15 protein-coding genes are annotated in these 12,470 nt (G+C 43.7%); 12 read left to right on the top strand and 3 right to left on the bottom strand.

Features of this window, described 5'->3' with window-relative positions; translation table 11 throughout:
- Nucleotides 1-14: 14 nt before the first annotated feature.
- The 3 genes from NFS34_RS10090 to NFS34_RS10080 are packed head-to-tail and all read left to right on the top strand — an operon-like array spanning nucleotide 15 to nucleotide 3,955.
- Nucleotides 15-2,045, top strand: coding sequence for an FAD-dependent oxidoreductase (locus NFS34_RS10090; RefSeq protein ID WP_251359918.1), 2,031 nt, complete (start codon nucleotides 15-17; stop codon nucleotides 2,043-2,045).
- A 48-nt stretch (nucleotides 2,046-2,093) separates the two neighbouring features.
- Nucleotides 2,094-3,257, top strand: coding sequence for a dipeptidase (locus NFS34_RS10085; RefSeq protein WP_251359917.1), 1,164 nt, complete (start codon nucleotides 2,094-2,096; stop codon nucleotides 3,255-3,257).
- A 17-nt stretch (nucleotides 3,258-3,274) separates the two neighbouring features.
- Entirely contained in the window at nucleotides 3,275-3,955 is a 681-nt protein-coding gene (locus tag NFS34_RS10080; RefSeq protein ID WP_251359916.1) for a hemolysin III family protein, read from the top strand.
- 38 nt (nucleotides 3,956-3,993) lie between these two features.
- On the opposite strand, the gene NFS34_RS10075 is transcribed toward NFS34_RS10080, so the two are convergent.
- Nucleotides 3,994-4,407 carry an ATP-dependent zinc protease gene (locus NFS34_RS10075; RefSeq protein WP_376707982.1) on the bottom strand — a complete coding sequence of 138 codons (414 nt, stop codon included), beginning with the start codon at nucleotides 4,405-4,407 and terminating at the stop codon, nucleotides 3,994-3,996.
- Between the two features lie 44 nt (nucleotides 4,408-4,451).
- Complete coding sequence (gene rimK / locus NFS34_RS10070; RefSeq protein ID WP_251359914.1) at nucleotides 4,452-5,366, bottom strand: 30S ribosomal protein S6--L-glutamate ligase; 915 nt, start codon at nucleotides 5,364-5,366, stop codon at nucleotides 4,452-4,454.
- 158 nt (nucleotides 5,367-5,524) lie between these two features.
- Between rimK and NFS34_RS10065 the strand changes: the two genes are divergently transcribed.
- The 3 genes from NFS34_RS10065 (at nucleotide 5,525) to NFS34_RS10055 (ending at nucleotide 6,938) form a co-directional block, all read left to right on the top strand.
- Nucleotides 5,525-6,283, top strand: coding sequence for a fructosamine kinase family protein (locus NFS34_RS10065; RefSeq protein ID WP_251359913.1), 759 nt, complete (start codon nucleotides 5,525-5,527; stop codon nucleotides 6,281-6,283).
- 146 nt (nucleotides 6,284-6,429) lie between these two features.
- Nucleotides 6,430-6,579, top strand: coding sequence for a helix-turn-helix domain-containing protein (locus NFS34_RS10060; RefSeq protein ID WP_251359912.1), 150 nt, complete (start codon nucleotides 6,430-6,432; stop codon nucleotides 6,577-6,579).
- Between the two features lie 5 nt (nucleotides 6,580-6,584).
- Nucleotides 6,585-6,938 carry a DUF805 domain-containing protein gene (locus NFS34_RS10055; RefSeq protein WP_251359911.1) on the top strand — a complete coding sequence of 118 codons (354 nt, stop codon included), beginning with the start codon at nucleotides 6,585-6,587 and terminating at the stop codon, nucleotides 6,936-6,938.
- Here NFS34_RS10055 and NFS34_RS10050 read toward each other — a convergent pair whose 3' ends face one another.
- Nucleotides 6,939-7,520 (bottom strand): nucleoside triphosphate pyrophosphatase, encoded by a 582-nt coding sequence (locus tag NFS34_RS10050; RefSeq protein WP_251359910.1) that lies wholly within the window; start codon nucleotides 7,518-7,520, stop codon nucleotides 6,939-6,941.
- 264 nt (nucleotides 7,521-7,784) lie between these two features.
- On the opposite strand from NFS34_RS10050, the gene NFS34_RS10045 reads away from it, so the two are divergent.
- From NFS34_RS10045 to NFS34_RS10020, 6 genes are all read left to right on the top strand, one after another.
- A complete protein-coding gene (locus NFS34_RS10045) occupies nucleotides 7,785-8,306 on the top strand; it encodes a YceD family protein (RefSeq protein WP_251359909.1) in 522 nt (173 codons plus the stop codon).
- 31 nt (nucleotides 8,307-8,337) lie between these two features.
- On the top strand, nucleotides 8,338-8,502 hold the full coding sequence (rpmF, locus tag NFS34_RS10040) for a 50S ribosomal protein L32 (protein ID WP_251359908.1): 165 nt from the start codon (nucleotides 8,338-8,340) through the stop codon (nucleotides 8,500-8,502).
- 84 nt (nucleotides 8,503-8,586) lie between these two features.
- Nucleotides 8,587-9,633, top strand: a complete 1,047-nt coding sequence (plsX, locus tag NFS34_RS10035; protein WP_251359907.1) for a phosphate acyltransferase PlsX — start codon at nucleotides 8,587-8,589, stop codon at nucleotides 9,631-9,633.
- 51 nt (nucleotides 9,634-9,684) lie between these two features.
- Nucleotides 9,685-10,647, top strand: coding sequence for a beta-ketoacyl-ACP synthase III (locus NFS34_RS10030; protein ID WP_251359906.1), 963 nt, complete (start codon nucleotides 9,685-9,687; stop codon nucleotides 10,645-10,647).
- Between the two features lie 210 nt (nucleotides 10,648-10,857).
- Complete coding sequence (gene fabD, locus NFS34_RS10025) at nucleotides 10,858-11,772, top strand: ACP S-malonyltransferase (RefSeq protein WP_251359905.1); 915 nt, start codon at nucleotides 10,858-10,860, stop codon at nucleotides 11,770-11,772.
- A 40-nt stretch (nucleotides 11,773-11,812) separates the two neighbouring features.
- Nucleotides 11,813-12,469, top strand: a complete 657-nt coding sequence (locus NFS34_RS10020; RefSeq protein ID WP_251359904.1) for a TetR/AcrR family transcriptional regulator — start codon at nucleotides 11,813-11,815, stop codon at nucleotides 12,467-12,469.
- Nucleotide 12,470 lies beyond the last annotated feature (1 nt).

The raw sequence follows: 12,470 nt of genomic DNA, 5'->3' as shown, positions 1-12,470 counted from the left end.
ATCAGTTACCTTCCATGAATTACCAAAAACTCTTAGCACCACTGGATTTAGGCTTCACCACACTGAAGAATAGGGTCTTGATGGGCTCCATGCATACTGGCCTTGAAGAAGAAAAGGGTGGTTATGAAAAAATGGCGGCTTTTTACGCCGAAAGAGCTAGAGGTGGCGTCGCTTTGATGGTTACTGGCGGCATTTCACCAAATTTTCGCGGCCGCTTATCGCCTTTTGCTTCGCAACTGAGTTTTGGTTGGCAGGTAAAACACCACAAAATCGTTACTGATGCGGTACATAAAGAAGGTGGCAAGATTGCCATGCAGATTTTGCATGCTGGACGCTATGCCTATCATCCATTCTCGGTTTCAGCCTCAAAATTAAAAGCGCCGATCACGCCATTCACTCCTAAAGCTTTAAGCAAGCGCGGTATTAAGAAAACCATTGCCCAGTTTGCAAAATGCGCCAAGTTAGCGCAAAAAGCAGGTTACGATGGAGTGGAAATCATGGGTTCCGAAGGCTATTTGATTAACCAATTTATCGTTAAGAGAACCAATCAAAGAACGGATGAATGGGGCGGTTCTTATCAAAACCGAATGCGCTTTCCACTGGAAATCATCAAGGCGGTTAAAGCTGCTGTTGGCAATGAGTTTATTATCATTTACCGCTTATCGATGATTGACTTGGTGGAAAACGGCTCTAGTTGGCAAGAAGTGGTGCAGTTGGCTAAGGAAGTTGAACAAGCTGGCGCAACCATTATCAATACCGGCATTGGCTGGCATGAAGCGCGAGTGCCGACCATTGCCACTTCGGTACCGCGAGGCGCTTTTACCTGGGTAACTAAAAAACTGCGTAATGAGGTTTCGCTACCTTTGGTGACTTCTAACCGGATTAACACGCCGGAAGTAGCGGAACAAATTTTGCAAGACGATTGTGCGGATATGGTATCGATGGCGCGGCCTTTATTATCCGATCCCGAGTTTGTAGTTAAAGCCGAACAAAACCGAGCTGACGAAATCAATGTTTGTATTGCTTGTAATCAGGCTTGTTTGGATCACGTTTTCAAAGGGGAACGCGCTTCGTGTTTGTTAAATCCGCGTGCTTGCTACGAAACTGAGTTGGTTTCGATTCCTGTAAAGAATGAAACTGACAAGAAAAAACTTGCGGTGGTTGGAGCAGGCCCTGCCGGTTTATCCTTTGCTTTAGAAGCTGATAAGCGCGGTCATGAGGTTCATCTGTTTGATAAAGCCGCGCAGATTGGCGGTCAGTTAAATATCGCGAAACAGATCCCTGGCAAAGAAGAATTTTTTGAGGCAGTTAATTATTTCACACGTCAATTGGAGCTATCCGAGGTTAAGCTTCATCTGGAAACAGAAGCAAATCATGACAATTTGGCTGAATTCGACGAGGTGATTTTAGCAACAGGAGTAACCCCGAGAACTCCAAATATTCCTGGCGTTGAACATGAAAAAGTCTTGAACTACATTGATGTTTTACTACACAAAAAGCCAGTTGGTGAAAAAGTTGCGGTGATTGGTGCTGGGGGTATTGGTTTTGATGTGTCTGAATATCTAGTTTACGAAGGCGAATCGCCAACTCTTGATGTGCAAGAGTGGTTGAAAGAGTGGGGGATTGATGCCCTGTATAATTTACCTGGTGGTTTGTTAACGCAAAAAGAAATCGATCCGCCGAAACGTCATGTGACCATGCTTCAGCGTAAAGAAAGCAAAATGGGTAAGGGTTTAGGAAAAACCACTGGTTGGATCCACCGTGCGAGTTTAAAACATAAAAGTGTGCAAATGGTGACGGGAGTTCAGTACAAAGAAATTAACGATCAAGGTTTGTTAATTGAAGATAATAGCACTGGGCAAGAGCGTTTAATCGAGGCAGATAATGTAATTCTCTGCGCTGGTCAGTTGTCGCTTAGAGAGCTGCAATCAGGACTTGAAGAAAAAGGTATCAAGACTCACCTGATAGGCGGCGCGGATTTGGCCGCGGAATTAGATGCAAAGCGCGCCATTCGCCAAGGCTATGAGTTGGCAATTGCGATTTAATCACTCACTGCTTAATCACTCGCAGATAATGTAACTTCAATTTTAATAATGATAAAAAAACTGTTATGGCTGTTGCTGGCGCTTGTGTTTCTGGTTGCGATTTTTTCGCCATACTTTGCGCGCTACATTGAAAGCCAACATAATCAGGTACGTCAGCCAGCGCCTTATCAAGTGGATTCGGCTAGCGCAAAATTGCATCAACGTTTATTGATCGCGGATTTACATGCCGATCCTTTGCTATGGGCTCGCGACTTAAGGCAAGAGTGGCAACAAGGCCACTTCGATTTGCCCAGAATGCAAAAGGCCAACTTATCCTTGCAGGTTTTTGGGCTGGTTACCAAATCGCCGCAAGGGCAAAATTTCCAAAAAAATTCCGGCGATACCGATCGTTTAATACCTTTGGTGATGGCGCAGCATTGGCCAATCAAAACTTGGAATAGCCCAAAGCAGCGAGCTTTGTATCAAGCTAAGCGTCTGCAGAATTTAACCAAGCATAATGATCAACTAAGACTAATCAAGGATCAAAAAAGTCTAGCGCAATGGCTTAGCGATCGACAAAAAGATCATACTATTCGTGCCGGGATGCTAGGAATTGAAGGTGCTCATGCTTTAGAAGCCGACTTAAATAACTTTACGCCGTTGTATCAAGCTGGGATTCGCATGATTGGGATGGCGCACTTTTTTGATAACCATTTTTCAGGTTCGGCGCATGGCGTAAAACAGGGCGGCCTATCGGCAGATGGCATTAAATTAGTCAAGTTAGCGCAAGAAAAGGGGGCTTTAATTGATATTGCCCATACTTCGCAACAAGCGATAAACGATATTTTAAAAATTAGCACTAAGCCTCTGGTGGTTTCTCATACCGGAGTAAAAGCTGTTTGCGATTCACCGCGAAACTTGAGCGACCGGCATATTCGCGCCATTGCCAAAACGGGTGGCGTCATGGCGGTGGCGATTTTCGAAGGGGCAACCTGCGGCTACGAGATCAAAGAGATGATCGATACCATTGATCATATCGTTAAGCTGGTGGGGGTGGATTATGTTGCTTTTGGACTGGATTTAGATGGCTCTATCACGAGCCCTGTAGACGTTACCGGTATGCCGCTGATTACCCAAGAGCTGATAAAAAGAGGGTATTCGTATTCGGAAATTGCTAAGATATCCGGACTGAATTTTATAGGTGTTTTACAACAAACCTTACCTACTAACTAAACCTAAACGAGTTTTTCATGGCTGACAATTTGACCCAAAATCTAGCGAGCGATTCTTTCGATATTCATCAAGATGACTACCAATACAGCCATGGTGAAGAAGTTGCCAACTCCATTAGTCACGGTTTGGGTGCTTTGCTTGGCGTTGCCGCCATGACCATGATGATCATGATAGCCGACGATGGTTGGAAACTGGCTTCGGCGATTGTGTATGGGTTGAGCCTTATTATTTTATTCACCTCTTCAACTCTGTATCATTCTTTTCAATCGCCCAAAGTTAAGAAAGTATTTAAAACCCTTGATCATTGCGCGATTTATTTATTGATCGCCGGCACTTATACACCATTTTTATTGATTAGTCTGAATGGCGCTTGGGGCTGGTCATTGTTTGGGGTGATCTGGGGGCTGGCCTTTGCAGGTATTATTTTTAAGCTTAAATTCAAGCACCGTTTTCCGAAAGCCTCTTTAATTGCCTATATTTTAATGGGCTGGATTGTGGTGGTAGCGATTTTTGAGATGATTGAAAAGGTTCCGACTGGCGGCCTATGGTTATTGCTAGCCGGTGGTCTGAGTTACACCTTAGGTACTATTTTCTACGCTGCCGACGGTAAAATTCCTTATAACCATGCTATTTGGCATATTTTTGTCTTAGGCGGCGCAGTTTGCCACTTCTTGGCGGTATATATTTACGTTTTCTAGGAGGCTTTTTACGGGAACATTGCCTACCTGAGCAGGTATTAACTAGATAGCAAGTCTGCTTTTGTCGGTAATACCCGTATATGCTTCATAGCACGTCGACCTAATAGCATTTTAAAGCGCATTCTTTTACGGTTAGCTAGGGTCAATTGAATAGACCACTGTTCGCCGCCCATCTCCAGCAGCGTCTTTATCACGTAACGCGCTTGGATCTGGCCATTGGAGCTTTTGACTTCTCGTTTATCAAATAGCTCTGACTCAACCGTGATGGCTTCTCCAAGAGGGCTAACGGTTTTAAAGCGCACCCAAGGAATATCAGCCTTGTTAAACACCTCGATATCGGTAGCGTGTAAACTTGAGGTTTTTGCGCCAGTATCGATTTTAATGGGCAATCGACGAATGCCCAGTAAGGGTAGAGAGCCTTTTTCATGCCAGCCAACAGTAATCACACTTATCTATCCTCAGTAAAACGCTTTAACATTAATTTAGCTCTTAACTCTTAGCCCTTACCTTTGGGTTTGTTGGGGCCTTTAAGCGAATCTTTTTCGATGTATTTAATAATTGCGTCTGCCACATCCTTGCCAGTGGATTTCTCAATCCCTTCTAAGCCAGGTGAGGAATTGACTTCTATCACTAAAGGTCCATGCGCTGAGCGTAAAATATCCACCCCAGCAACGTCTAGGCCCATAACCTTGGCGGCACGCACTGCAAGGGCGCGTTCTTCGGGTTTGAGCTTTATCACTTGAGCTTGGCCGCCACGATGCAAATTGGAACGGTATTCACCTTCGGCGGCGGTTCTTTGCATGGCAGCGATCACTCGATCACCCACCACAAAGCAGCGAATATCCGAACCACTGGCTTCTTTAATAAATTCTTGCACTAAAAAGTCTGCATTCAAGCTACGAAAAGCGTTAATCAACGCCTCGGCAGCTTTATTAGTTTCCGCTAAGACCACGCCGTCGCCATGGGTCGACTCGATTATTTTTACTATAAGCGGCGCGCCCCCCACGGATTTTATCAACTCTTTGGTCGCATCGGCGGAGTGGGCGTAAGAGGTGATTGGCATACCAACCCCTTTGCGTGCCAAAAGTTGGTGTGCGCGCAATTTATCGCGCGAGCGGGTGATGGCTATCGATTCGTTAACCGAATAAACGCCAGCCACTTCAAATTGGCGTAAAACTGCCGTACCGTAAGCGGTTATTGAGGCGCCAATGCGTGGGATCACTGCATCGAAATTCAAAATGGAATCTTCACCCTTAACCTTAGTATGAACCGTCGGACGATTTGAGGTTACGTTCATATAGCACTTTAAAACGTCAATCACATGCGCTTCATGGCCACGAGCTTCTGCAGCTTCGACCAAACGACTCGTTGAATAGAGGTTTTTATTGCGTGATAAAATGCCAATTTTCATAGGAACTGATCCAGCTAAGGTGTATTTTGCCTGTATAAAGTATGTACAATGGCAGTCAAAGAAGTAGCAAATTTACCATATATTTCAGTTCTCGCAATCTTTTTCCTGACGATTTATAACTGCTTGAAAGATATACAAAAATATTAAAAATTTAACCCATGCAAGTCTTTATCAAAGAAAATACCGGCGCTTTTTCTGATGCTTTGCTAAAAGAAGCTGAAGCCCTCGCGGTATTAGATAGCGCCGTAAAAGATTTGGATGCTTGCCAAATTAAAATCCCAAGGGTGCTAGAAGTCTCCGAACAGCAGCTAGTGTTACAAAAAATTGAGTCGCGAGCTGCAAGCAGCGAGCAGATGCGACTTTTGGGTCAATCGCTTGCTCGTCTGCATCAAGTTTCTTATCAAGATTATGGCTTGGATACGGATAACTATATTGGGCTCAACCCACAGAGAAATATCATGACCAATAATTGGGGCGAGTTTTTCTTTGAGCAGCGCTTAATTGTTCAAGTCAGTTTTATTAAGGATCTTAACGTTCGTGATGAGTTTTCTAAAATCTTATTAAAGCAGAAATTATCGCTTATCAATTTCTTGAATCAACATTGCGCGCATCCCGGTGTAGTACATGGCGATCTCTGGTCTGGCAATGTGCTTTTCGATAAAGAAAATGTTTGGCTAATTGACCCTGCACTTTACTATGGCGATAGGGAAGTGGATCTTGCCATGACTGAAATGTTTGGCGTTTTTTCGACTGAGTTTTATCATGGCTACGACTCGGTGTATCCGCGAACTAAAGCTTACTCTCAGAAAAAGCAGATATATAATCTGTATCACTATTTGAATCACTATAATTTATTTGGAGATGGGTACTTTAAAGCTTGTTTGGATGGACTAAAAAGTACCGACTTTTTAGCTTGAATCACGAGCTAAAAACCTAGGGTAAGTCGTTGAATGCGTTATGTAAATAAAACAACTGTCGTATTTGTTCCGCGCAACTGTCGTAACGCAATGGCAATGACTTGGACTATGATAAACTCACAAATTGTAGCGAGACAGGAAGCATTGTGAATTTAGATTCAAGCAAAGTAAAAGCATTAAGAAAAGCTAAACAATGGTCGCAAGATCAGCTGGCAGATGCGTGCGGAATTAATTTAAGAACCATTCAAAGGGGGAAAACACTGGCAAAGGTTCGGTTGAAACAGTTAGAGCCTTAGCTTCAGTGTTTGAAATTCCAGCCGAAGATATTATTGTTAAACCGCAAGAAGAAAAGCCGCTTTCGCCCTTAGAAGCGATCAAGAATGGCTGTATGAAGTTCAGCGATTTTTCAGGAACCGCCAGTCGCTATGAATACTGGTGGTTTTTTGCGTTTGCCTTAGTTATCGCGGCGCTTGCAACACTTGTTCATAACAAAGCCTACCAACTAGTGGCTATCGTTGCTTTAGTTCCATTTGTTGCTGTTGGTACTAGGCGGTTAAACGATATTCAGCAAAGTCCTTGGTGGCAGCTGATGTGGTTAGTGCCCTTTGGCCAACTTGTGGTGCTGTACCTTTCTGCTCTAAAACCAAAAGAGTGACTATAAAATATTGATTTCAAATTTATCGAGTTGCTTGGCGACTTCAATCAAAGGCAAACCAATCAGCGCGGTTGGATCTTTGGATTCAATCGCTTCAAATAGGGCAATACCCAGTCCTTCACATTTAAAAGAGCCAGCGCAATCAATGGGGTTTTCCCGCTTAATATAGCTTTTAATTTGCGTTTGGGCTAAATCTCTAAAGGTTACTTTGGTCGTAACAACCGTAATATTACTGGGCTCATCAACCCCTTTGGTGACACAAAGTGAAGTATAAAAATAGACGCTTTTGCCGGAACAAGCGGTGAGCTGCTTAATGGTATTTTCTTGGTTGCCGGGTTTGCCAAGGATTTGGCCATCAAGTACGCAGATCTGATCGGAGCCGATCACAATGGCGTTAGGCTCTTTAACGGCTACCGCTAAGGCTTTTTGCTCAGCTAAACGCGCGACATGTTCAATAGGTTCTTCGTCAGGGAAGGGCGTTTCGTCAATATTGGGCGAAATGCAGGTAAAATCCTCTAAGATACGGCTTAGTAGTTCTTTACGATATTTTGAGGAAGAGGCAAGGATGACTGAGTAACTCATTGTTTTCATTAGTTTTGGGTGGACATTATTATTTTAATTCTAGCAGTCATTGCGAGCCTTAGCGAAGCACTTAAAGCTATTTCTTTTAGTCACAATCTTTAATAACGCATAGATCTGGCGGAGGCTGCCAGGCTTGGGATAGTCGCTGGCAATGACCATACTGTCAGTAATCAGTCGCTAACCCTTGAAAAATAGCGTAAAACCTCGGTTTTTCTTGGTTTTTCTTTTGACTCAAGCACAAGATATGGGTATGATTGCGCGCCTATGGCAACTCGTAGCTTTCCAGAGCGGATTGATCCCTTTAAATTTGCCGAGCTAGGCAAACTTATTGATGGGAACTTCGCGACTGCATATTTCGACCGGCTGTGTCAGGAGTTACATTCGGACAAAGGCGAAATTGCTTGTAAAGTCAATGGCTTAAAGCACCCTGAAACTGGGCTTAAAATGCTCCAGTTAGAAGTTAAAGGCGAAGTCGAGTTAGTTTGCCACGGCTGTACCGAGCCTTTTATGCACCGGATGGAGCATGAGGCGATTTTGTATCCTTGTTACAACGAGGAGCAAATGAAGCAGATGCCCGATGATGGTGAGCCGGTATTAGCCGACGAAAACGGTTTAGATATAAAGTCAGCGGTCGAAGACGAGCTGATTTTATCGCTTCCACTGATACCTCTATACGGTGAGTGTGAAGAATTGGCAGCTTACGAGATTGGTGAGCTACCGGAATTAACAGATGAAGAGGCAGCAAAGGAAAACCCTTTTGCTGCTTTAAAAGATTTAAAGCTTTAAAGAATTTAGATATTGGTATTAGGAGACAGAAATGGCTGTTCAAAAGAGTAAAGTAACCCGTTCACGTCGTGGTCAACGTCGTTCACACGATTCATTAACTGCTGAAACTTTATCAGTAGAAAAAGAAACTGGTGAAGTTCACAAGCGTCATCACGTAACTAAAGACGGTTTCTACAAAGGTCGTAAAGTAGTTTAATAAGATTGGTATCTAAGATACTGATTTATTATACTCGACTGCATGAATTCATCATTCAGTCAGACTAAAGTCGAAAAAAATGCAATGGCTAACAATAAAACGTTAGCGATTGATTGCATGGGGGGCGATTTCGGCCCCTCTGTTATTGTTCCTGCGGCAATTCAAGCACTGCAAGCTCATTCTGAGTTACATCTCTACCTTGTTGGTCAAGAAGCACAAATCACCCCGTATTTAACCAAAGTTCCTGGTCTTAGCGATCGTATACAGCTTCTACATGCAGAAGAAGTTATCGCGATGGACGAAAAGCCGTCTCGTGCTATCCGCTCAAAACCTAATTCGTCTATGAGAAAAGCCTTGGAATTAGTCAAAGCCGGCAAGGCACAAGCCTTTGTTAGTGCTGGTAATACCGGTGCTTTGATGGCTTTAGCAACTTTGCTCATCGGCACTTTACCTGGCGTTGAGCGTCCCGCGATTGTGGTAGAACTGCCTAACCGCAAAGGCGGCGAGACCCATATGCTGGATTTAGGCGCAAATATAGAAGCGAGCGCCGAACAGTTAGCCACTTATGCCGCGATGGGCTCGGTATTGGCGCAAGCGATTAGCTCGGAAGCTGGTAAAGCCAAGCGCCAACCTAAAGTAGCGCTGCTTAATATTGGCGAAGAGGCGATTAAAGGACGAGACAGCATAAAATTAGCCGCTGAACTTTTGCAGCAACAAAAGGATCTAAACTACCAAGGCTATATCGAAGCCAATCAGATTTTTAATGGCGATATCGATGTGATTGTGTGTGATGGTTTTACCGGTAACAATGTCCTTAAAGCCAGTGAAGGCATTACGCGATTCCTGTATGATCAGTTAAAGGCGGAGTTTACCTCCAGCTGGCGTAATAAGCTTGCGGCTTTAATGGTAAAGCCGGTGTTAAATGCCTTTAAAAAGCGTATCAACCCCGACCACTATAATGGTGCAAGTCTGTTAGGATTACGCGAAATTGTGATCAAGAGCCACGGTTCTGCCGATCAAAAGGCTACGCTGGCGGCGATTGAAAAAGCTATTCTGGAAGTGGAGCGACAAGTGCCACAAAAGATCCAGCATCAAGTGGCAGAATTATTGCAAGAGCAAGTAACCGAATAAGCGATAAGTCTTTAGTGACTTTTGCCAATAAAGAAACGATTAGGTATCCATGTGAAACACTCGAAAATATTAGGTTTAGGTAGCTATCTACCGGAAAAAGTTCTTACCAACGAAGATTTAGAAAAAATTGTTGATACGTCTGATGAATGGATCACTGAGCGTACCGGTATTAAAAAGCGCCACATTGCGGCGGACGATCAAAACGCTTCCGACTTAGGTATTATCGCTGCGCAGCGAGCTTTAGCCGATGCAGGGCTGGCAGGTTCGGATATCGATATGATCATTGTTGGTACTGCCACGCCCGATAAAATGTTTCCTGGCACAGCTTGCTATATTGGCGATAAAATTGGTGCTAATGGAGCGCCAGCTTTTGATGTAACCGCCGCTTGTCCAGGTTTTATTTTCGGCTTAAGCATCGCAGATCAATACATTAAAACGGGTTTCGCTAAAAATATTTTGGTGGTTGGTACTGAAATTTTATCACGCTTGATGAATTGGGAAGACCGATCAACCTGCGTGATTTTTGGCGATGGCGCCGGCGCTGCTGTAGTTAGCGCCAGTGACGAACCTGGGATCCTTTCTACCCATATTCACTCCGATGGATCTTATGGCGAACTTTTATTCGGTAATAACGCCATTCGTGGTCAATTGGGTGATTATCCAGAACCGCAAATTGTTATGCGTGGTAACGAAGTTTTTAAAGTGGCAGTGAAAACGCTAAGCGCGATTGTGGATGAAACCCTAGAGGCGAATAATCTTGAGAAATCTGATATTGATTGGCTGATTCCGCATCAAGCCAACATTCGAATCATCCAAGCTACCGCAAAAAAACTGGGCGCAGGTATGGAAAAAGTTATCGTCGCGGTGGATCAGCATGGTAATACTTCTAGCGCCTCTATTCCGTTAGCTTGGGATCAAGCGATTAAGGATGGTCGGGTGAAGCGTGGCGATTTGTGCCTACTTGAATCGTTTGGCGGTGGTTTTACTTGGGGTTCCGCTTTAATTAGATATTAATTAAAATTCCTATTCGCCGACTTTAGTTTGTTAAAAGTGTTTTGAATTTTGCTCATTTAGAATAACTAAACAGCGCTATTAAAAACACTTTTGCCGCCTAAAGTCTTAGCCTAGAAATTTTAAAGAGATTACAAACTTTAAATCCATCATTGCGGGCTATTTAAAAAAATAGCGCGACAATCGCTAAATTAACAAACAAGAATAGAAACTATGAGTAAAACAGCATTTATTTTTCCAGGCCAAGGTTCGCAGTCGGTCGGTATGTTAGCTGACATTGCCGCTGAACATCCGATCATTGAAAACACTTTTGCCAAGGCCAGTGAAGCACTGGGCTATGACTTGTGGGCGCTGGTACAAAAAGATGAAGAGGGCAAGTTAAGTCAAACCGAATTTACCCAACCTGCTTTATTGACCGCTTCGATTGCGCTTTGGCGTTTATGGGATCAGCAGGGTAAACCGATGCCAGACTTTCTAGCAGGACATAGTCTAGGTGAGTACAGCGCTTTGGTAGCAGCCGAAGTTTTGTCACTCGCAGATGCGGTGAAACTGGTAGAGGCGCGCGGGCAATTTATGCAACAAGCAGTTCCAGCAGGCACAGGTAAAATGGCTGCTATTATTGGTTTGGATGATGATAAAATTCGCCAAGCTTGCGCAGAAACTGCACAAGATGAAGTGGTTGAAGCCGTTAATTATAATTCACCTGGCCAGGTGGTAATTGCTGGTTCAGCCGCGGCAGTTGAACGCGCTATGGAAGCTTGTAAAGAAGCTGGCGCAAAACGCGCTTTGCCATTGCCGGTAAGTGTTCCTTCACATTGTGCTTTAATGAAACCAGCGGCAGAGAAGTTGGCGGTTATGTTAGATTCCACCGAATTTTCGGAACCTAAAGTTCCTGTGATTAACAATGTTGATGTAGTCAGCGAAACCTCGCCGCAAGCAATCAAAGCAGCGTTGGTTCGTCAACTATTCTCGCCAGTCCGTTGGACGGAAACAGTGCAGCATTTAGCCGCACAAGACGTTGAGACTTTATATGAGTGTGGCCCAGGTAACGTCTTATCGGGTTTGGCCAAACGTATTGATCGTAGTTTAAGCTCTAATCAGTTATCTAAATTGGATAATTTTGCCTAGGATGTAATTATTCTCGGCTTGGAGTGTTAGGCAACTTCTCATGCAACAAGATATTTTAGAATACCGTGGGCGAGTGCCTAAAAGGGCGAGCTCAATTCAAAGGCGCAATGATCTATTGCAGGCTGCCCTTGAGCTTATTCGAAAAGAAGGCGTGCGCGGTGTTCGACATCGCGCAGTTGCCGAATTAGCGCAGGTTCCCTTGTCTGCTACTACCTATTATTTTTCTGACATAGATCAGTTGATTGTGGACAGTTTTGTGTATTTTATGCAGCAAAACTTGAATCAGCAGCAACAAGCTTTTGCTGAGATTATTGGCTTAGTTGTGGATGAAGGGAGTAAAAAACTTAACAAGCAACAGCTGGTTGAGCAAATCAAGCAGATACTCATTCAATACATTCAACAACAAGTTTCTGAGGTTGAGTCTCGCATTATTGAACGTTCGTTTTTACAGTACGCAACAATAGAACCCAGCTTAGCTCATAAAGTTAATCAGATCCGCGAATACTTTGAACAAAATATCGCTCAAATTCTAAATCTACTTGGTGTCCGCAAACCAAAAGAGCATGCTTTGATGGTTATTGCTTCGATTCAATATCTAGAAGACAAGGCCATTTTGACGCGGCAAAATAAAACGCCGCAAGTGGATAAAAAACAAGTTACTGTTGTAGTTGATAAGCTTTTATCGGGACTGAGTTAGT

It is taken from the genome of Kangiella sp. TOML190 (assembly GCF_023706045.1).
In the GTDB taxonomy this organism is placed as follows: domain Bacteria; phylum Pseudomonadota; class Gammaproteobacteria; order Enterobacterales; family Kangiellaceae; genus Kangiella.
Note: the sequence above shows the minus strand (reverse complement) of the source record. Positions and strands in the feature narration are given on the sequence as shown.

Bases quoted from the DNA above. Each gene is read 5' to 3' on its own strand.
- NFS34_RS10020 (WP_251359904.1), top strand. From the start codon at position 11,813: ATGCAACAAGATATTTTAGAATACCGTGGGCGAGTGCCTAAAAGGGCG.
- plsX (WP_251359907.1), top strand. From the start codon at position 8,587: ATGGCTAACAATAAAACGTTAGCGATTGATTGCATGGGGGGCGATTTC.
- NFS34_RS10050 (WP_251359910.1), bottom strand. From the start codon at position 7,520: ATGAGTTACTCAGTCATCCTTGCCTCTTCCTCAAAATATCGTAAAGAA.
- rpmF (WP_251359908.1), top strand. From the start codon at position 8,338: ATGGCTGTTCAAAAGAGTAAAGTAACCCGTTCACGTCGTGGTCAACGT.
- NFS34_RS10090 (WP_251359918.1), top strand. From the start codon at position 15: ATGAATTACCAAAAACTCTTAGCACCACTGGATTTAGGCTTCACCACA.
- NFS34_RS10085 (WP_251359917.1), top strand. From the start codon at position 2,094: ATGATAAAAAAACTGTTATGGCTGTTGCTGGCGCTTGTGTTTCTGGTT.
- NFS34_RS10065 (WP_251359913.1), top strand. From the start codon at position 5,525: ATGCAAGTCTTTATCAAAGAAAATACCGGCGCTTTTTCTGATGCTTTG.
- fabD (WP_251359905.1), top strand. From the start codon at position 10,858: ATGAGTAAAACAGCATTTATTTTTCCAGGCCAAGGTTCGCAGTCGGTC.
- NFS34_RS10080 (WP_251359916.1), top strand. From the start codon at position 3,275: ATGGCTGACAATTTGACCCAAAATCTAGCGAGCGATTCTTTCGATATT.
- NFS34_RS10045 (WP_251359909.1), top strand. From the start codon at position 7,785: ATGGCAACTCGTAGCTTTCCAGAGCGGATTGATCCCTTTAAATTTGCC.
- rimK (WP_251359914.1), bottom strand. From the start codon at position 5,366: ATGAAAATTGGCATTTTATCACGCAATAAAAACCTCTATTCAACGAGT.